Consider the following 17,424-nt stretch of genomic DNA (forward strand, 5'->3'; position numbering starts at 1 on the left):
TTAACAAAACGGGCATTAGCGGCCTTTACCCGTCAGTCACAATCCGTTCGTGATCACGCAACACCGTTCCTCCACAGTGGCTGCATGAGTCGAGACCTGTCTGACGTGAACTGCACCAAGATCGCCGCGCTCTCCGCGTTCTTCAAGGCCCCGTGGCGGGCACGACGCCACGAGGACCCGCCGCCCACGAGCGATACCGGTGCCCGGCCGTCCTCCCCGGAGGAGCAGGCCGGGCCCGGAGCCGTCGGCGGGGAGAGCACGCTGTGGCGGATGCGGACCACCGTAAAGGACGCGCCGGGATCCCTCGCCGCGCTCTGCGCCGCGCTGGCGGGGCACCGGGTGGACATCCTCAGCCTCCAGACGCACCCCCTGGGTGCGGACACCGTCGACGAGTTCCTGCTGCGCGCCCCGGCCGCGCTGGCCTCCGCCGACATCACCGGCGCCGTCGCCGGGGCGGGCGGCTCGGGCACCTGGATCGAGCGGGCCGACGCCCACGATCTGGTGGACGTGCCGACCCGGGTCCTCGGGCTCGCCACCCGCACCGCGCTCGACGCCGCCGAACTGCCGCTCGCGCTGCGGCAGCTCCTCGGCCGGTGCACGATCCGCTCGCTGCCCGCCGCACCCGTGGGCGGCGGCCGGGGACCGGCCGACGTGCCCGTCGAAGGCGTGCTGGAGGACACCGTGATGCGCCTGCGGGCGCCGGAAGGCGGAGTGATCACCGTGGAGCGGCCGTATCTGCCGTTCACCCCGACCGAGTTCGCCCGTGCGCGGGCCCTGGTCGAGCTGGACGCCCGGCTCGGTCCGCGGATCCCGCGCAGCCAGGACGTGCTGACGCTGCCCGAGGGCAACGACATCACCGTACGGCGGGCCGACACCGGAGATCTGGAGGCGGCCAGGGCGATGCACGAGCGGTGCTCGCCGCGGACGCTCGGCCGGCGGTACCACGGACCGGTGGGCGACGCCGACCGCTACCTCAACCACCTGCTCAGCCCCCGGTTCGGGCGGACCCTCGCGGTGTGGACGCCGTCCGGGCGGATCGTCGGGCTGGGTCACCTGCTGTGGGACGGGGACGAGACCGAGGTGGCGCTGCTCGTGGAGGACCAGTGGCAGCGCCGCGGGGTGGGGCGTGAGCTGCTCGAACGGCTGGTGGCGATGGCCGTCGAGGCGGGGTGCGCGAGTGTGTACGCCGTGACGCAGTCCTCCAACACCGGGATGGTCGCCGCGATGCGTGGTCTCGGGCTGCCCCTGGACTACCAGATCGAGGAAGGGACCCTGGTGATCACGGCTCGGCTGGACGCCGTGGGCGTGGTCGCGGAGCGCGGGGAGGCCGGCTCTCAGCGCGCCCGCGGATAGCCGGTGACAGCGACTCCGCCCCGCCGGTCCCGTGCGGTACGTCGGCCAAGTGGGCGAGGAGGCCGGGCGATCGGCATGGTGCGGGAAGGCGGAGGGGGTCGCGGTCGGAGACTGGTGGGCCGGAGCCAGGCAGGGAGAGCGCATGGACGACCGCAGCCGTGCGGATGCCCAGGGGGCCGTGGCCACCGGTGCGGATCCCGGCGGACGGGCCGGGGTGCTGGGCACCGCGCTGGCCGGTGTGCTCGCCTTCGCGCTCGCCTCGGGCTCATGGCAGTGGTTCTCCACCTACCTCGGCGTCACCCTGCTCGCGGTGGTCTTCTCCTTCACCCGTCCGCCGGCCCCCGCGCCCGGCGGACGCTCCGTGTACCTGCGGAACCTGACGGCCTACTCGCTGGTCGTCGGCCTGTGCGCGGCCCTCGCGGTGGCCCCCGCCATGCAGCGCTGGGCCTGGTTCTTCCCGATGCCGGGCACCCGTGCCGACTGCGCCCGCCTGGGCAGCTACGCCTCGCTCCAGGCCCAGGCCGCGCTGAGCGGCCTCGGCGGCCGGGACGGCGCCGCGCTGGCGTCCGCGCAACGCGACCTGAGCCGGCACGCCGTCGACGACTGCCTGGCGTCCACGACGACGCTCTGGCTGCCGGTGTACGCGTTCGCGGCAGCCCTTCTCGCGGCGTTCGGCGCCTGGTCGATCAGCAGGGCCGGCGGACGGCGGGGGGCGGCCGGGGAGCCGTGACCCGCGGCTGAGCGGTGCCACGGCGCGGCAGCCGCTCGCGGACGGGCGCTCGCCCTCCCGGGAGCGGACGGCCGGTCAGGAGGCGGCGGCAGGGGATGTCCTGGCACAGGACGTCCGCGGCGGAGCGTCCCCCAGCGCCTCGTCCAGGTCGGTCCACAGGTCCTCCGTGTCCTCCAGACCCACCGACAGACGCAGCAGGCGGTCGCTCACCCCGGCGCCTCTGCGGTCGTCCGCGTCGACAATGCGGTGGCTGATGGACGCCGGGTGCTGGATGAGGGTGTCGACGCTGCCGAGGCTCACCGCGGGGGTGATCAGGCGGACGCCCGCGATCACCTCGTGCGGATCGCCGTGGACCTCGAAGGCGATCATCGCGCCGCCGAGCCGCGGGTAGTGGACGCGGGCGACGCGCGGGTCGAGGGCGAGCCGGCGGGCCAGTTCGGCGGCGGTTCCGGAGGCCGCCCGCACCCGGACCGGGAGGGTCGACAGTCCGCGCAGCAGGAGGTAGCCGGCCAGGGGGTGCAGGACGCCGCCGGTGGCGAAGCGGATCTGCCGGAGCAGCCCCGCGAACTCCGCGTCGCAGGCGACCACGCCGCCCAGGACGTCCCCGTGTCCGCCGAGGTACTTGGTGGCGCTGTGCAGGACGAGCCGGGCGCCCTGTTCGGCGGGGCGCTGGAGCACCGGGGTGGCGAAGGTGTTGTCGGCGAGCAGCGGGACCGAGCCGCAGGCGTGGGCGACGGCCCGCAGGTCGACCTCGGCGAGGGTCGGGTTGGCCGGGGACTCGACCATGACCAGTCCGGTGTCGGGGCGCAGCGCGTCCGTGATGCCGGCCGGGTCGGTCCAGGTGACCTCGGAGCCGAGGAGTCCGGCGGTCAGGAGGTGGTCGCTGCACCCGTAGAGGGGGCGTACGGCGACGACGTGCCGCAGGCCCAGGGAGGCGCGGGCGAGCAGGACCGCGCTCAGGGCGGCCATCCCGCTGGCGAAGGCGACCGCGCTCCCGGTGCCCTCCAGCCGGGCGAGGGCGGTCTCGAAGCGGGCGACGGTCGGGTTGCCGAGCCGTCCGTAGACCGGCGGCCCCTCCGGCTCGGCGCCGGTCGCGGCGAACGCGTCGATCCGGGCCGCCTCGGCGCGGCTGTCGTAGGAGGGGTAGGTGGTGGACAGGTCGATCGGCGGGGCGTGCAGGCCCTGCCGGGCCAGGTCGTCCCGCCCGGCGTGCACGGCCTCGGTGGCCAGGGCGCGGGGTGCTGCGGACCGTCGTATCTCGGGGGACGCGTGCGTGCTCGCTGCGGCTGAGTCCATGGACCGCAGAGTGAACAACGCACGGGCCATCGGATTCGAACACCGTGCTACGTTCGGCCGATGGCCGAATCTGTCGTACTGGACCCGGTGGACCTGCATCTGCTGCGGTTGCTGCAGAACGACGCCCGGACCACCTATCGCGATCTCGCGGCGCAGGTCGGGGTGGCGCCGTCGACGTGTCTGGACCGGGTGACGCGGCTGCGCCGCTCGGGCGTGATCCTCGGGCATCAGCTGCGGCTGGATCCGGCCAAGCTGGGGCGGGGGCTCCAGGCGCTGCTGTCGGTGCAGGTCAGGCCGCATCGGCGGGAGCTGGTGGGGCCGTTCGTGGAGCGGATCCGGGCGCTGCCGGAGGCGCTGACCGTCTTCCATCTCACCGGGCCGGACGACTACCTGGTGCATGTGGCGGTCGCCGACATGGCGGATCTCCAGCGGCTGGTCCTGGACGAGTTCACGGCCCGGCGGGAGGTGGCACGGGTCGAGACCCGGCTGATCTTCCAGCAGTGGGACTGCGGACCACTGCTGCCGCCGGGCTAGGGCGTGTCCGCGACGTCCCTCCTCCAGAGGGGGTGCCCCCAGCCCCGCGAGGGCGCGGTTCCGCTCGGCTCAAACCCCTCGGCACCGTCCTACGCCCACAGCTCAAACGCCGTGACGTGCGCTTCCCTCCGTACGAGGATGGTGTGCATGTCACAGACCAACCACCCGCTTCCCCGTGCGGTCGCCGACGCCTATGTCGACGACCTCATCGCCCTCGACCCGGTCACCGGTACCTATCTAGGCGTGGCGGAGAGTTCGAGCCGTCTGCCCGACTTCTCGCCCGCGGGTCTTCAGGCCCGGGCGCGACTGGCCCGGGACACGCTGGGCCGGCTCGACGAGGCGGAGCGGCGACCGGGCGCGGACAGTGACATCGAGCGCCGGTGCGCGCGCCTGCTGCGCGAGCGCCTGACCGCGGAGCTCGCCGTGCACGAGGCCGAGGAGGGGTTGCGCGCGGTCGGCAACCTGGGCATGCCGGCGCACCATGTGCGTGAGGTGTTCACCGTGACGCCCACGAAGACCGCGGAGGACTGGGCGGCGATCGCCGAGCGGCTGCGGGCCGTGCCGGCGGCCCTCGGCGGCTACCGCGAGTCCCTGGCGCTGGGGCTCGAACGCAAGCTGTACGGCCCGCCGCGCCCGACGGCCACCTTCGTCGACCAGCTCACCGAGTGGTCGGACACGGACGGCAGCGGCCGCGGCTGGTTCGAGGACTTCGTGGCCACCGGCACCGCGTCGCTGCCGGAGGCGCTGCGCGCGGAGCTCCAGGAGGCGGCCGGGGCCGCGACGGCGGCGGTCGTGGAGCTGCGGGACTGGATGCGCGACGTGTACGCGCCGGCGATCGAGGGCGCGCCGGACACGGTGGGCCGGGAGCGGTACGCCCGCTGGTCGCGCTACTACAACGGCACCGACCTGGACCTGGACGAGGCGTACGCGTACGGCTGGGCGGAGTACCACCGGCTCCTCGGCGAGATGAAGAAGGAGGCCGAGCGGATCCTGCCAGGGGCGGCCACGCCCTGGGTGGCCCTCGCGCACCTCGACGAGCACGGCAAGCACATCGAGGGCGTCGACGAGGTCCGCGACTGGCTCCAGGGCCTGATGGACCAGGCGATCGAGGCGCTGGACGGCACCCACTTCGAACTCGCCGAGCGGGTACGGCGGGTGGAGTCGCGGATCGCCCCGGCGGGCGGCGCCGCGGCCCCGTACTACACGCCGCCGACCGAGGACTTCTCACGGCCGGGCCGCACCTGGCTGCCGACGATGGGCCAGACCCGCTTCCCGGTGTACGACCTGGTGTCCACCTGGTACCACGAGGGTGTGCCGGGCCACCATCTGCAGCTGGCGCAGTGGGCGCACGTCGCCGGTGACCTCTCCCGGTACCAGGCCGTGGTCGGCATGGTCAGCGCCAACGCCGAGGGCTGGGCGCTGTACGCGGAGCGGCTGATGGACGAGCTGGGCTTCCTCACCGATCCGGAGCACCGGCTCGGCTATCTGGACGCGCAGATGATGCGGGCGGCGCGGGTCATCGTGGACATCGGCATGCATCTGGAGCTGGAGATCCCGGCGGACTCGCCGTTCCACCCGGGCGAGCGCTGGACCCCCGAGCTGGCGCAGGAGTTCTTCGGGGCGCACAGCAGCCGCCCGGCGGACTTCGTGGAGAGCGAGCTGACCCGCTATCTGACGATCCCGGGCCAGGCGATCGGCTACAAGCTCGGAGAGCGGGCCTGGCTGCTGGGCCGCGAGCGGGCGCGCGAGCGCCGGGGCGACGCCTTCGACCTCAAGTCCTGGCACATGGCGGCCCTTTCGCAGGGGTCGCTGGGGCTCGACGACCTGGTGGACGAGCTGGCGCGGCTCTGAGCCGACGTGTGGGCGGGCCCCGGGAAATTCACTGTTCCCGGGGCCCGCTCGTACGGCAGCCTCGTCTCCCATGACCATCAGCCGGACCCTGTTCCTCTCTCCGCGCGTCACCGCGACCGGCCACGCCCTCGCGGACGCGGCACGGCGGCGCGGGGCGCACGTGGAGACGCTGTGCGACTGGCGGGTGCCCGAGGGGTACCGCCGGGAGCCGGGTGCCTCGCTGTACGCCGGTCCGCTGTTCGCGGACGCGGTCGCGGGCGGGCTGGGGATCGGGCTGCTGGAGGCGCCGGAGGACTGGCTGGCCCGGCTGCCGTACGAACTCACCCTGCGGGACGTGGAGTTCACCACGATCGCCGAGGCGTGGCGGCTGCGGCGCCCGGCGTTCGTGAAGCCGCCGAATGACAAGAGCTTCCCGGCCCGGGTCTACCCCGACGGAAGTGGGCTGCCGGGGCCGGACGCGGTCGACGGCACGGAACCGGTGCTGGTCAGCGACATCGTGGCGTTCACCGTGGAGTACCGGCTGTTCCTGCTGGACGGCGAGGTGCGCACGGGCAGCCGGTACGCGACCCGGGGCGCCCTGGACGTCGCCCCGCTGGCCGAGGACCCGCGCCGCGCCGAGGTGCTCGCGTTCGCCGGGCTGCTGGCCGGGACGGGGCTGCCGAGCGCGATCGTGGTGGACGTGGGCCTGATCGACGGGGCGGGCTGGGCGGTGGTGGAGGCCAACGCCGCCTGGGCCAGCGGGCATTACGCGTGCGACGCGGAGGCCGCGCTGGACGTGGTGCTGCGGGCGGCCCGCCCCGAGGGGGAGTTCGGGGCGGCGGACCGCCGTTTCCTGCGGCCCGTCCCGGACGTCGTACGCGACTGAGCGCCGGGTCGGCGGTCAGCAGCCGCAGTCCTCCGCGTCGACGGGGGCCGTGAGCGGGTCGGCGTCGCGGTGCTCGCGGCCCTCCCAGGTCTCGTAGGCGAAGCCCTCGCGCACCCAGTACTCGAAGCCGCCGAGCATCTCCTTGACCTGGTAGCCGAGTTCGGCGAGCGCGAGGGCGGCGCGGGTGGCGCCGTTGCAGCCGGGGCCCCAGCAGTACGTCACCACGGGCACGTCCCGGTCGAGGAGTCGCCCGGCCTGTTCGGCGATGAGGGCGGTGGGCAGGTGGACGGCGCCGGGGATGTGGCCCTGGTCCCAGGCCTCGGTGGAGCGGGAGTCGAGGACGACGAACCCGTGCTCGCCCCCGGCGGCGAGCACGGCGGCGACGTCGGAGACGTCGGCGTGGAAGACGAGGCTCGCGCGGAAGTAGGCGGCGGCCTCGGCCGGGGCGGCGGGGGCGACGCGCAGGACGGGGTTCGCGGTGCTGGTCGTGACGGTCATCGCAGGGCCTCTCTGTGGCGGGTTCCCGATGACCTGAAATCTACGGCCGGTGATCACCTTCCTGAAGGGGGATTCCCCGGCGTGCAGGCCGCGCCGCCGGGGAATCCCCCGTCCTGTGTGAGCGCGACCCGGCATTCCCCGGGCGGTGCGGTCAGTGCCCGGGGGAGGCGGCTCGGCCCCGCTGCCGCACCTGCGAACCGGACCTCCCCTTCACGACCTCCAGCTGGGCGTGGACGCGTCGGCGCAGGTCGGCGACATGGCTGACGATGCCGACGCTGCGGTCGCGTTCCCGCAGGGAGTCCAGGACGTCGAGGACCTCGTCGAGGGTCTGGTCGTCGAGGCTGCCGAAGCCCTCGTCGATGAAGAGGGTGTCCAGCCGGACCCCGCCCGCCTCGTCGGTCACCACGTCGGCGAGGCCGAGCGCGAGGGCGAGCGAGGCGAAGAAGGTCTCGCCGCCGGAGAGCGTGGCGGTGTCCCGCTCCCGTCCGGTCCAGGCGTCGACGACATGCAGTCCGAGCCCGCTGCGGCCCCGTCCGGCCCGGTCGTCGGAGTGGACGAGGGTGTAGCGCCCGGCGGACATCTGCCGCAGCCGCGCGGTCGCGGCGGCGGCCACCTGTTCCAGCCGGGCCGCGAGGACGTACGCCTCCAGGCGCATCTTGCGTTCATTGTCGGCCGAGGTGCCCGCGGTCAGTCCGGCCATGCGGGCCACCCGGTCGTACTCCTCGCGCAGCGGCGCGAGCCGCCGTACCCCCTCGGCCGAACGGGCCGAGAGGCGGTCCAGGTCCGTGCAGCGCCGGGCGGCGGCGTCGCGCGCGGAGGCGGCGTCGCGCAGGCGCCGGGCGGCGGTGGCCGCCGTGTCCTGCGCCGATGCGAGGTCGGCGGGCGGCTGCTGGGCGGCGGCCGCGGTGTCGGTCTCGGCGAGGACCGCGCGGACCGCGGCCTCCTCGGACTGCCAGGCGTCCAGCCGCCGTTGCAGCTCGCGGTGGGCGCCGGTGTCGAGCAGGGCGTCGGCGGCGGCCTGCGGGGTGTCGAATCCGGCCCGGAACGCGGCGTCGGCGAGCCGGGCGTCGGCGTCCTTGAGCCGCTGGGCGCTGTCCTCGGCGGCCCGCGCCGCGTCCGCGGCCTCGGTGAGCAGCGCGGCCCGCCGCTCCAGCTCGGCGGCACGGGCGGCCACGGTGCCGGCCGCGCCCCGCGCCTGCGTCAACTCCGCTTCCAGTGAGGCGCGTTCACTGTCCAGGGCGTCCCGGCGGGCGACCCGCGCGGCGGCGCGTACGGCGGCCTCCTGCTGGGCGGAGACCCTCCGGTCCCGTTCCCGCTCGGCCTGCCGCAGCCGCTCCTGCGTGGGGTGCAGCGCCGAGGCACCGCTCCGGGCCCGGGCGTACTCCTGCTCCACCTCGTCGGCGAGGGAGGCGAGTTGTGCGGTGGGCGCATCACCGGCCTCACCCTCGGCGGCGGCCAGCTCCCGCTGGAGCAGCCCGAGGCGCTGTTCGGCCTCGGCCCGCTCCTCGTCGGCCCGCTGGACCACGGCCAGCGCCCGGTCCTCGGTCTCCCGGCCGACGTGCCCGGCGTCCTTGCGGGCGGGTGCCGGATGGTCGACGGCGCCGCAGACCGCGCAGGGCTCGCCGGCACTGAGCCGTGCGGCGAGTTCGGCGGCGATGCCGTTCAGCCGCCGCTCCTTGACGTCCAGCCAGCCGGCGCGCGCCTGCTGGGCCGTCTCGGTCGCGGCCAGCATCTGGCGGTGCGCCTCGTCCGTCTCCCGCGCGAGCCGGTCCCGCATACGGGCGGCGGCGAGGCGCCTGCGGGCGGGTTCCCGCTGCACTGCGAGCCGTTCGGCCCGGGTGGCGGCCTCCTGGGCGGACTCCACGGCGCCCAGCAGGCCGGTACGGGTCTCGTCCCAGCCTGCCAGCCAGGCCTCCGCCTCCTGGAGGACGTCCGCGTCGGCCCGCTCCTGGCGGTCCAACCCGGCGCGCTCCGTGAGGAGTTCGGTCAGCCGCCGCTCGGCGCGGCGGGCCGCCTCCAGACCGCCCAGCTCCTCGGCCGCTCGCCGGGCGGCGGCGGCGAGTCCGGCGCCGCCCGCGTCGGCCAGCCCGCCGGGGTGTCCGCCGTCGACGGCGGTGCGCACCAGCTCACGCGCGCGGGCCTCCGCCCGGGCGGCCCTGTGGCGGTCCGACTCGGCGGACTCCCGCAGCCCCAGCGCGGGCGCGACCGCCTCGGCCTTGCGGCCCCGCTCCATCCGGGCCCGGTCCTCGTGGTGCGCCCCGGCACGCTCCTCCAGCCGCCCGGCCCGTTCCCGCGCCTCGGCGAACCGCCGCTGCAACCGGTGCCGTTCGCGTACGTCCGTCAGCGCGCGCTCGGCGCCCGCCTGGGCGGACTCGGCGGCGGCCAGACGGCAGTGGGCGATGGTCAGCTGCTCACGGGCGGTGCTGCGGGCCACCGCGGCGGCGGTGACGACGGCCTCGGCGAGACCCGGCTCGCCCGGCTGGAGCTCCGGCAGCTCCATCGCTCCCCCGGCGGCCTGCTGCATCCGGTGGGCGTCGGCGACCAGCCCGGCGTCGCCCTCCCGTACCCGTGCCTCCGCCTCCCGGCGCCGCTCGGCGAGCCGTTTCTCCACCTCGGCGAACCTGCGGGTGTCGAAGAGACGGCCCAGCAGCCGCCCGCGCGCCTCGGCGTCGGCGCGCAGGAAGCGCGCGAAGTCGCCCTGGGGCAGCAGCACGACCTGACAGAACTGTTCCCGGCTCATGCCGAGCAGCTGGGTGATCTCCTCGCCGATCTCCTGGTGGGAGCGGCTGAGGTCCTTCCAGACGGCGCCGACGGGGTCGTACTCGCGCAGCCAGGTCTGGGCCTTCTCGACGGTCGTGCCGGTGCCGCGCTTCTTGGCGCGCTCGTGGGGCGGCTGCCGGGTGATCTCCAACCGGCGTCCGGCGACGGTGAGTTCGAGGGCGACCTCGGTGCGGGTGCCGGGGGCGGCGTGGTCGCTGCGCAGGGTGAGGCCCTGGCCCTGGACGGACTGGCGGGCGCCCGGGACGGAGCCGTAGAGCGCGTAGCAGACGGCGTCGAGGACGGAGGTCTTGCCCGCGCCGGTCGGCCCGTGCAGCAGGAAGAGCCCGGCGGCGGACAGATCGTCGAAGTCCACGCTCTGCGCGTCGCCGAAGGGCCCGAAGGCCGTCAGGTCGAGCCGGTGCAGCCTCATCGGGCCACCTCCCGTACGACGTCGTCCGTGCGGACCGCGTCGAAGGCGTCCCGCAGCACACCCCGTTCCCGGGCGTCCGGCCCGGCGCGGCGCACATGGGCGACGAAGTCCTCGGCGATCTCCTGGTCGCTGCGGCCGGCGAGGCGGCGGGCGTAGGTCGCGTCCGGGTCGTCCGGGCCGCGTTCGGGGGCGAAGACCAGGCTGAGGGTGTGCGGGAACCGCTCGGTGAGCCGGGCCATGGGCTCGGCGGGGCGGACGGCGTCGGTGAGCGTGGCCTCCACCCATGCCTCCTCGTGCCGGGCGAGCGCGGGGTCGGCGAGCAGCTCCTCCAGGGTGCCGGAGATCCGGGCCAGCGCGCGCGGCACCGGGCAGTCGATCCGCTCGGCGGTGAGGGCGCCGTCCGCGCCGAGGTCGACCAGCCACATGGTCTTGCGGTGGTCGGTCTCGGAGAAGGAGTACGGCAGCGGGGAGCCGGAGTAGCGGACGCGCTCCGTGAGGGTCTGGGAGCCGTGCAGATGCCCGAGTGCCACGTAGTCGACGCCGTCGAAGACACCGGCGGGCACGGAGGCGACCCCGCCGACGGTGATGTCCCGTTCACTGTCGCTGGGTTCGCCGCCGGTGACGAAGGCATGGGCGAGGACGACGGAACGGGTGCCGGGCGCGCGGGTCGCGAGGTCGGCGCGGACCCGGTCCATGGCGGCGGCGAGCACGCTCTCGTGCCCGGCCTTCTCCACGCCGAACTCCTCCTTCACCAGGGCGGGTTCGAGATAGGGCAGGCCGTAGAAGGCGACGTCGCCCTGGGCGTCGGCGAGCACCACGGGGGTGCCGGCGGCCGCGGGGTCGGTGCGCAGGTGGATGCCCGCCCGGCCGATCAGCGCGGCCCCCACGCCGAGCCGGCGGGCCGAGTCGTGGTTGCCGGAGATCATCACGGTCGGCACCCCGAGGTCCGCGAGACGGTGCAGGGCCTCGTCGAACAGCTCGACCGCGGCGAGCGGCGGCACCGCGCGGTCGTACACGTCCCCCGACACGAGCACCGCGTCGACCTCGCGCTCGCGCACGGTCGCGACGAGCCGCGCGATGAACGCGGACTGGGCCTGGAGCATGTTCACGCGGTGGAACGACCGGCCGAGGTGCCAGTCGGACGTGTGCAGCAATCTCAAGAAACCGCTCCGACGTACAGAAACCGACCGTGAACACCGACCACGCTAACGCCTCCGGCACCTGATCTCTCACCGACCTCCACCTTTCACCCCAAAACCGTTGGACAACTCGTCCACGCCTCGGGATCGTTGACGGAATGGATCAGGAGCAGATCTGGGACGCGGACGCCGCCGGACGCTACGACACCCCCGGCACGGGGATGTTCGCGCCCGAGGTGCTCGGACCGACCGTGGAGCGGCTGGCCGCGCTGGCGGAGGGCGGGGCGGCGCTGGAGTTCGCGATCGGCACGGGTCGGGTGGCCGTACCGCTCGCCGCCCGCGGCGTACCCGTGACCGGCATCGAGCTGTCCCGTCCGATGATCGGGCAGCTGCGGACGAAGGCGGACGAAACGGCGATCCCCGTGATCGTCGGCGACATGGCGGCCACCCGGGCGCCGGGCCCGTACACGCTCGTCTATCTGGTCTTCAACACGATCTCCAATCTGCTCACCCAGGCCGAGCAGGTCGCCTGCTTCCGCAACGCCGCCCGGCATCTGGCGCCCGGCGGACGGTTCGTGATCGAGCTGTGGGTGCCCGAGCTGCGCAAGCTGCCCCCGGGGGCACCGGCGACGGTCTGGCACTCCGAGCCCGGGTACATCGGTCTGGACACCTACGACGTCCTGCGCCAGCACGTCGTCTCGCACCACTTCCGGTTCGACGAGGAGGGCCGCGAGGCCCGGCTGGACCGCAGCCCGCACCGCTACATCTGGCCGGCCGAGCTCGACCTCATGGCGCAACTGGCCGGGTTCGGGCTGGAGAGCCGGCACGCGGACTGGTCGGGAGCCGAGTTCACCGCCGCGTCGCGGTCCCATGTGTCGGTGTACCGGCTGCCCGAGTAGTCCGGCCCGTCAGGCGTCCCCGTACGCCTCGCCGCCCAGCTCCAGCAGTGCCGTCCCGGACGTCGCGTCCGCGAGCCAGGCGCGAAAGGCGTCCACGTCGGCGTCGGGGAGGCCGATCTCGAGGGTGACCGCCTCGCCGTAGCGGACGTCCCGGACCTCGCGGCCGGTGGCGCGCAGATCGTTCTGGACCTTGCCCGCGCGCTGGTGGTCGACGGTGACGGTGGCGAGGCGGAAGCGGCGGCGGGTGAGGGTGCCGAGGGTGTCGAGCGCCTCGCCGACCGCGCCGCCGTAGGCCCGGATCAGTCCGCCGGCGCCGAGCTTGACGCCACCGTAGTAGCGGGTGACGACGGCGACGACGTACCGCATGTCGCGGCGCAGCAGCATCTGGAGCATCGGGACGCCCGCGGTGCCGCCGGGTTCGCCGTCGTCACTGGCCTTCTGCACGGCGGCGTCGGCGCCGATCACGTAGGCCCAGCAGTTGTGGGTGGCGTCGGCGTGCTCCTTGCGCACGGACGCGATGAACGCCTGCGCCTCCTGCTCGGTCGCCGCCGGGGCGAGGGCGCACAGGAAGCGGGAGCGGTTGACCTCGGTCTCGTGCACGCCCTGCCGGGCCACCGTGCGGTACTCGTCCTGCATCCGGCCACCCTATGCGCCGGCCGGGCACGCGCTCAGCCGGCCTTCTTCCCCCGGGGCACGATCATCGAGGTCAGCAGCGCGGTGCCGGGGCTCAGCGCGCGCCAGTCGGGTCCGTGCCAGGCCAGCACGGCGATCGCCGAGGTGGGGAACTTCAGCCGCACCTCGTCCAGCGCATGGTCGAGGTCGTCCCCGGCGAGCTCCAGGACCAGCTCCTCCAGGCCCGGGTTGTGGGCGACGAGCAGCAGCGTCCCGATCCCGGCCGGGGTCTCCCGCACGACGTCCAGCAGCTCCGGCACCTCGGCCGCGTACAGGCGCGGGTCGTGGCGGACCGGGGGCGGGGCGTCCCACTCCGCGGCGGCGAGCTGCCAGGTCTGGCGGGCGCGCACGGCGGTGGAGACCAGCGCGAGGTCGGGCACACAGCCGGTCTCGGCGAGGGCGCGCCCGGCGGCGGGGGCGTCACGGCGGCCGCGGGCGGCCAGGGGCCGCTCATGGTCGGGGACGCCGTCCGGCCAGTCCGACTTGGCGTGCCGCAGCACCACCAGCCTGCGCGGTGGTCCGTCCTGTGCGCTCATAGCGGGGCTCCCAGATCGCGGGTGAGGTCGAGGCCGAGGAGGCGGTCGGCGTAGGCGTACGTCTCGAAGCGGGCGCCGTGCGGCAGCTCCGGCCCGGCGTCCTCCACCCACCGCAGCACCGTCAGCACCCCGGGTACGTCCAGGTCGTCCTCCCAGGCGGCTCGGAGCCGTCCGCGCACCGCGTCCGGGACCGGCCGCGAGGGCCGCCTCGCCCAGTCGGCGACGGCTCTCCGCCAGCGTACGAGGGTCTCGCCGGCCTCGCCCAGCGCCGCCGCGTCCAGAGCGACGGGCTCGGTGCGGGGCCGGGACAGCAGCGCGAGGCGCAGCACGGCCGGATCGTCCGGGACGGCGCCCTCGACCCCGGCCACGGCAATCCGCACCCCGTCCGGCTCCGGCCCGCCCTCCCCGACCACGTGCAGGATCTGCGCCTCACCCACCCCGGAGCCCAGGCCCTGGCCGTCCTCGAAGGGGTGCATGCCGAGCGCGGTGGCGCCGGACCGCAGCTCCGCCTGCTCGCGCTCGCCGGTGAGCAGCGCCCACACGGGCGTCCCGCCGAGCTCCAGCGCCCGCACCAGCACATCGGCGGTGAGCAGGACCCGCAGCGATCCCGCCCCGTACCCGGAGGCATGCGCCTGGACCCGGGTCAGACCACGGCGGACGGGGGCGGCGACGACGGCTTCGCCGGTTCGGGCGTCGGTGATGCGCAGCACGAGGCGAGCCTAGGGGGACGGCCCGGGGTTCGCTGGCAGGGGGGGTGGAATCAGGGGTACTCGTGGCGCGTTGGAGTGCCTGACAGGTATGGTGCGCGACCCCACGGGAGGCCGACGGTGTACGGCGACGAGGCGACGATCCGGAAGATTCTCACCGGGCTCGGTGACACCTGGGCGGTGGTGGGGCTGTCGACGAACCGGCGGCGCGCGGCGTACGGCGTCGCGGAGGTGCTGCAGCGTTACGGCAAGCGGGTCGTGCCGGTCCATCCGAAGGCGGAGACGGTGCACGGGGAGCAGGGCTACGCCTCCCTCGCGGACATCCCCTTCGAGGTGGACGTCGTGGACGTGTTCGTCAACAGCGACCTCGCCGGCGCCGTCGCGGACGAGGCGGTCGCGAAGGGCGCGAAGGCGGTGTGGTTCCAGCTGGACGTCGTCGACGAGGCGGCGTACGAGCGGACGCGCGCGGCGGGTCTGGAGATGGTGATGGACCGCTGCCCGGCGATCGAGATCCCGCGGCTGGGCTGACGCCGGACGGGCCGCTCCGGTCCCACAGGTTCCCCGGGCATGCTGGGCGCTCGTATGCCTGAGATCGAGAACGACGACGCCTTCGGTGCGCCCGCCCGCTGCTGCATGCCCTCCACGGGCGGCTCCGCCCGGCCCGAGCGGCCGCCGGCCCCGCCGTCGGCCCGGGCCGGCGCGGACGGCATGGTGGAGCTGCCCGGCGGTGCGTTCCTGATGGGCGCGGAGGACGCGGAGGGCTTTCCGGCGGACGGGGAGGGGCCGGTGCGGGCCGTTCGGGTGGCCCCCTTCCGGATCGACGCGTACGCCGTCAGCAACGACCGGTTCGCCGAGTTCGTCGCGGACACCGGGTACGTGACGGACGCCGAGCGGCTGGGCTGGTCGTACGTGTTCGCCGGGTTCCTGCCGGGCGTGCTGCGCCGCGAGTCGCCGCGCCCCGAGCGGACGCCCTGGTGGTGCGCGGTCTCCGGGGCGGCCTGGATGCGGCCGGAGGGGCCCGGCAGCTCGCTTCGGGAGCGCGGGGACCATCCCGTCGTGCATGTGTCGTGGTGCGACGCGGCCGCCTACGCCGCGTGGGCCGGACGGCGGCTGCCCACCGAGGCCGAGTGGGAGTACGCGGCCCGGGGCGGGCTGGAGCGCAGGCGCTACCCCTGGGGCGACGAGCTGGATCCCGGCGGCGAGTTCCGCTGCAACATCTGGCGGGGCACCTTCCCGACGAAGAACACCGCCGCCGACGGATACCGGGGGACCGCGCCCGTCGACGCGTTCGCGCCGAACGGCTTCGGGCTGTACAACGTGTCGGGGAACGTCTGGGAGTGGTGCGCGGACGCCTGGTCCGCGGGGAGTGCGGAGAAGGTGATCCGGGGCGGCTCGCACCTGTGCCACGCCTCCTACTGCAATCGCTACCGCGTGGCGGCCCGCAGCGCCAACACCCCCGACAGCACCAGCGGACATGCCGGTTTCCGCTGCGCCCAGGACGTCCCGGGAGCGGCGGACCGGTCGATAATGACGGGGTGACCACCAACTCCCCCTCGTTCCAGCGCACTCAGGTCGTCATCGTCGGCGCGGGCCCCGCCGGCCTCACGGTCGGGAACATCCTGCGGGCCGCGTCCGTCGACTGCGTCGTCCTGGAGACGGAGAGCCGTGCGTTCATCGAGCAGCGGCCGCGGGCCGGCGTCATCGAGGAGTGGGCCGTCAACGAGCTGCGCCGACGGGGCCTTGCCGACTATCTGCTGGCGCGCGCCCAGCGCCACACCGCCTGCGAGTTCCGCTTCGGCGGCGAGCGGTACCGCTTCTCCTACGGTGATCTGACGGGTCGTCATCACTGGGTGTACCCGCAGCCGTTGCTGGTGACCGACCTGGTCCGGGAGTACGTGGACGTACGGGGCGGGGATGTCCGGTTCTCGGTGCGCGACGTCGAGCTGCGCGACCTGGACAGCGGGCACCCGTCCGTGTCGTACACCTGCGGGGACAGCGGTGAACGGCGGATGCTCGCCTGTGAGTTCGTGGTCGGCGCCGACGGTGCGCGCGGGGTCAGCAGGGCCGCGATGCCGCCGGGGCACGCCCGCACCGCCCGGCACGACTACGGCGTCGCCTGGCTGGCGCTGCTCGCCGAGGCGCCGCCGTCCTCCGACTGCGTGCTGTTCGGCGTGCACGAGAACGGGTTCGCCGGGCACATGGCCCGCAGCCCCGAGGTGACCCGCTACTACCTCCAGTGCCCGCCCGGCGACGACCCGGAGAACTGGCCCGACGACCGGATCTGGTCCGAGCTGCACGTCCGGCTCGCGGGCGGTGCGGGCGCCCAGGCGCTCACCGAGGGCCCGCTGACCGAGAAACGGGTGCTCGCGATGCACGACTACGTGGTCGAGCCGATGACGTACGGGCGGCTCTTCCTGGCCGGTGACGCGGCCCATCTGGTGGCCCCGATCGCCGCGAAGGGCATGAACCTCGCCCTGCACGACGCGTTCCTGCTCGGCGACGCGCTGGTGGCGTATCTCGACGGCGGCGACGGCGAGGGCCTGGACGGCTACTCCCAGGCATGTCTGCGGCGGGTGTGGGACTACCAGGAGTTCTCGCAGTGGCTGTCGGAGGTGTACCACGGGACGGCCGCCAGGGATCCCTTCCGGGCGGGCACGACCTTCGCCCGGCTGCGCCGCCTCTTCACCTCGCCGGTGGCGGCCACGGCCTTCGCCGAGCAGTACCTCGGGACCGCCGAGCACTACTGACTAGGCCGGACACGGCCTAGTCGTGCACCGGGGTGTCCCCGAGCCGGTGGTCGGCCACGTTCAGGGCCTCGGCCACCAGGCGGCGCAGATGGCCGTCGGAGAGCGAGTAGATCACCCGGCGGCCCTCCTTGCGGGTGTGCACGAGCCCGGCCAGCCGCAGCCGGGCCAGATGCTGGCTGACCGCCGGCCGGGCCGCCCCGCACACCTCCGTCAGCGTGGTCACATCGGCCTCGCCCGAGGTCAGCGCGTGCAGCAGGGTGAGCCGGGTGCGGTCGCCGAGCAGGGCGAGCAGCTCGGCGGCGAGCGCGACCTGCTCCTCGCCGGGGGTGCGCGGATGCGCATGGTGCGCAGGTGATAGGTGCATGCGTGCGCTCATACGCACATAATGGCGGGGTGGGCGCACGCGC

17 protein-coding genes are annotated in these 17,424 nt (G+C 74.6%); 9 read left to right on the plus strand and 8 right to left on the minus strand.

Annotated elements, in window-relative coordinates:
* Window positions 1–84: 84 nt before the first annotated feature.
* Together ACYQ8Q_RS08030 and ACYQ8Q_RS08035 are read left to right on the plus strand one after the other, a co-directional pair.
* Complete coding sequence (locus ACYQ8Q_RS08030) at window positions 85–1,353, plus strand: N-acetyltransferase family protein (protein WP_460063090.1); 1,269 nt, start codon at window positions 85–87, stop codon at window positions 1,351–1,353.
* A gap of 142 nt (window positions 1,354–1,495) precedes the next feature.
* Window positions 1,496–2,083 carry a hypothetical protein gene (locus ACYQ8Q_RS08035; RefSeq protein WP_460063091.1) on the plus strand — a complete coding sequence of 196 codons (588 nt, stop codon included), beginning with the start codon at window positions 1,496–1,498 and terminating at the stop codon, window positions 2,081–2,083.
* A 75-nt stretch (window positions 2,084–2,158) separates the two neighbouring features.
* Here ACYQ8Q_RS08035 and ACYQ8Q_RS08040 read toward each other — a convergent pair whose 3' ends face one another.
* Window positions 2,159–3,379, minus strand: a complete 1,221-nt coding sequence (locus tag ACYQ8Q_RS08040; RefSeq protein ID WP_460063093.1) for a trans-sulfuration enzyme family protein — start codon at window positions 3,377–3,379, stop codon at window positions 2,159–2,161.
* Between the two features lie 60 nt (window positions 3,380–3,439).
* Between ACYQ8Q_RS08040 and ACYQ8Q_RS08045 the strand changes: the two genes are divergently transcribed.
* From ACYQ8Q_RS08045 to ACYQ8Q_RS08055, 3 genes are all read left to right on the plus strand, one after another.
* Window positions 3,440–3,913, plus strand: coding sequence for an Lrp/AsnC family transcriptional regulator (locus ACYQ8Q_RS08045; RefSeq protein WP_340383724.1), 474 nt, complete (start codon window positions 3,440–3,442; stop codon window positions 3,911–3,913).
* 147 nt (window positions 3,914–4,060) lie between these two features.
* A complete protein-coding gene (locus ACYQ8Q_RS08050; protein ID WP_460063095.1) occupies window positions 4,061–5,764 on the plus strand; it encodes a DUF885 domain-containing protein in 1,704 nt (567 codons plus the stop codon).
* Window positions 5,765–5,834: 70 nt separating this feature from the next.
* A complete protein-coding gene (locus ACYQ8Q_RS08055) occupies window positions 5,835–6,629 on the plus strand; it encodes an ATP-grasp domain-containing protein (RefSeq protein WP_460063098.1) in 795 nt (264 codons plus the stop codon).
* A 15-nt stretch (window positions 6,630–6,644) separates the two neighbouring features.
* Here ACYQ8Q_RS08055 and ACYQ8Q_RS08060 read toward each other — a convergent pair whose 3' ends face one another.
* From ACYQ8Q_RS08060 to ACYQ8Q_RS08070, 3 genes are all read right to left on the minus strand, one after another.
* On the minus strand, window positions 6,645–7,127 hold the full coding sequence (locus tag ACYQ8Q_RS08060) for a rhodanese-like domain-containing protein (protein WP_460063100.1): 483 nt from the start codon (window positions 7,125–7,127) through the stop codon (window positions 6,645–6,647).
* A gap of 151 nt (window positions 7,128–7,278) precedes the next feature.
* Entirely contained in the window at window positions 7,279–10,317 is a 3,039-nt protein-coding gene (locus ACYQ8Q_RS08065) for an AAA family ATPase (protein ID WP_460063102.1), read from the minus strand.
* Window positions 10,314–11,477, minus strand: coding sequence for an exonuclease SbcCD subunit D (locus tag ACYQ8Q_RS08070; RefSeq protein ID WP_460063103.1), 1,164 nt, complete (start codon window positions 11,475–11,477; stop codon window positions 10,314–10,316). Before ACYQ8Q_RS08070 ends, ACYQ8Q_RS08065 begins: the two co-directional genes overlap by 4 nt.
* 137 nt (window positions 11,478–11,614) lie before the next feature.
* Here ACYQ8Q_RS08070 and ACYQ8Q_RS08075 point away from each other — a divergent pair, with 137 nt between their 5' ends.
* Window positions 11,615–12,355, plus strand: a complete 741-nt coding sequence (locus tag ACYQ8Q_RS08075) for a class I SAM-dependent methyltransferase (protein WP_460063105.1) — start codon at window positions 11,615–11,617, stop codon at window positions 12,353–12,355.
* A gap of 9 nt (window positions 12,356–12,364) precedes the next feature.
* Here the strand turns inward: ACYQ8Q_RS08075 and ACYQ8Q_RS08080 are convergent, their stop codons facing one another.
* Genes ACYQ8Q_RS08080 through ACYQ8Q_RS08090 form a run of 3 tightly spaced genes read right to left on the minus strand, consistent with a single transcriptional unit; the run spans window position 12,365 to window position 14,273 of the window.
* On the minus strand, window positions 12,365–12,991 hold the full coding sequence (locus ACYQ8Q_RS08080; protein ID WP_460063107.1) for a YigZ family protein: 627 nt from the start codon (window positions 12,989–12,991) through the stop codon (window positions 12,365–12,367).
* Between the two features lie 32 nt (window positions 12,992–13,023).
* Window positions 13,024–13,563, minus strand: coding sequence for a SixA phosphatase family protein (locus tag ACYQ8Q_RS08085; RefSeq protein ID WP_460063108.1), 540 nt, complete (start codon window positions 13,561–13,563; stop codon window positions 13,024–13,026).
* Window positions 13,560–14,273: a hypothetical protein gene (locus ACYQ8Q_RS08090; RefSeq protein WP_460063110.1), complete on the minus strand. Its 714-nt coding sequence runs from the start codon at window positions 14,271–14,273 to the stop codon at window positions 13,560–13,562. Before ACYQ8Q_RS08090 ends, ACYQ8Q_RS08085 begins: the two co-directional genes overlap by 4 nt.
* Window positions 14,274–14,390: 117 nt before the next feature.
* Between ACYQ8Q_RS08090 and ACYQ8Q_RS08095 the strand changes: the two genes are divergently transcribed.
* Genes ACYQ8Q_RS08095 through ACYQ8Q_RS08105 form a run of 3 tightly spaced genes read left to right on the plus strand, consistent with a single transcriptional unit; the run spans window position 14,391 to window position 17,017 of the window.
* On the plus strand, window positions 14,391–14,798 hold the full coding sequence (locus ACYQ8Q_RS08095; protein ID WP_460063113.1) for a CoA-binding protein: 408 nt from the start codon (window positions 14,391–14,393) through the stop codon (window positions 14,796–14,798).
* Between the two features lie 54 nt (window positions 14,799–14,852).
* Window positions 14,853–15,809 (plus strand): formylglycine-generating enzyme family protein, encoded by a 957-nt coding sequence (locus ACYQ8Q_RS08100; RefSeq protein WP_460063116.1) that lies wholly within the window; start codon window positions 14,853–14,855, stop codon window positions 15,807–15,809.
* Entirely contained in the window at window positions 15,806–17,017 is a 1,212-nt protein-coding gene (locus ACYQ8Q_RS08105) for a 4-hydroxybenzoate 3-monooxygenase (protein WP_460063118.1), read from the plus strand. The genes ACYQ8Q_RS08100 and ACYQ8Q_RS08105 overlap by 4 nt, the downstream gene beginning before the upstream one ends.
* A gap of 16 nt (window positions 17,018–17,033) precedes the next feature.
* Here the strand turns inward: ACYQ8Q_RS08105 and ACYQ8Q_RS08110 are convergent, their stop codons facing one another.
* A complete protein-coding gene (locus ACYQ8Q_RS08110; protein WP_460063120.1) occupies window positions 17,034–17,393 on the minus strand; it encodes an ArsR/SmtB family transcription factor in 360 nt (119 codons plus the stop codon).
* Between the last annotated feature and the right edge of the window lie 31 nt (window positions 17,394–17,424).

The organism is Streptomyces sp. YKOK-I1, from assembly GCF_054660435.1.

What these genes read in the sequence shown, in the direction of transcription:
- ACYQ8Q_RS08055 (WP_460063098.1), top strand. Translation starts at nt 5,835, where the DNA reads ATGACCATCAGCCGGACCCTGTTCCTCTCTCCGCGCGTCACCGCGACC.
- ACYQ8Q_RS08045 (WP_340383724.1), top strand. Translation starts at nt 3,440, where the DNA reads ATGGCCGAATCTGTCGTACTGGACCCGGTGGACCTGCATCTGCTGCGG.
- ACYQ8Q_RS08050 (WP_460063095.1), top strand. Translation starts at nt 4,061, where the DNA reads ATGTCACAGACCAACCACCCGCTTCCCCGTGCGGTCGCCGACGCCTAT.
- ACYQ8Q_RS08065 (WP_460063102.1), bottom strand. Translation starts at nt 10,317, where the DNA reads ATGAGGCTGCACCGGCTCGACCTGACGGCCTTCGGGCCCTTCGGCGAC.
- ACYQ8Q_RS08040 (WP_460063093.1), bottom strand. Translation starts at nt 3,379, where the DNA reads ATGGACTCAGCCGCAGCGAGCACGCACGCGTCCCCCGAGATACGACGG.
- ACYQ8Q_RS08080 (WP_460063107.1), bottom strand. Translation starts at nt 12,991, where the DNA reads ATGCAGGACGAGTACCGCACGGTGGCCCGGCAGGGCGTGCACGAGACC.
- ACYQ8Q_RS08085 (WP_460063108.1), bottom strand. Translation starts at nt 13,563, where the DNA reads ATGAGCGCACAGGACGGACCACCGCGCAGGCTGGTGGTGCTGCGGCAC.
- ACYQ8Q_RS08100 (WP_460063116.1), top strand. Translation starts at nt 14,853, where the DNA reads ATGCCTGAGATCGAGAACGACGACGCCTTCGGTGCGCCCGCCCGCTGC.
- ACYQ8Q_RS08060 (WP_460063100.1), bottom strand. Translation starts at nt 7,127, where the DNA reads ATGACCGTCACGACCAGCACCGCGAACCCCGTCCTGCGCGTCGCCCCC.
- ACYQ8Q_RS08110 (WP_460063120.1), bottom strand. Translation starts at nt 17,393, where the DNA reads ATGAGCGCACGCATGCACCTATCACCTGCGCACCATGCGCATCCGCGC.
- ACYQ8Q_RS08075 (WP_460063105.1), top strand. Translation starts at nt 11,615, where the DNA reads ATGGATCAGGAGCAGATCTGGGACGCGGACGCCGCCGGACGCTACGAC.
- ACYQ8Q_RS08035 (WP_460063091.1), top strand. Translation starts at nt 1,496, where the DNA reads ATGGACGACCGCAGCCGTGCGGATGCCCAGGGGGCCGTGGCCACCGGT.
- ACYQ8Q_RS08030 (WP_460063090.1), top strand. Translation starts at nt 85, where the DNA reads ATGAGTCGAGACCTGTCTGACGTGAACTGCACCAAGATCGCCGCGCTC.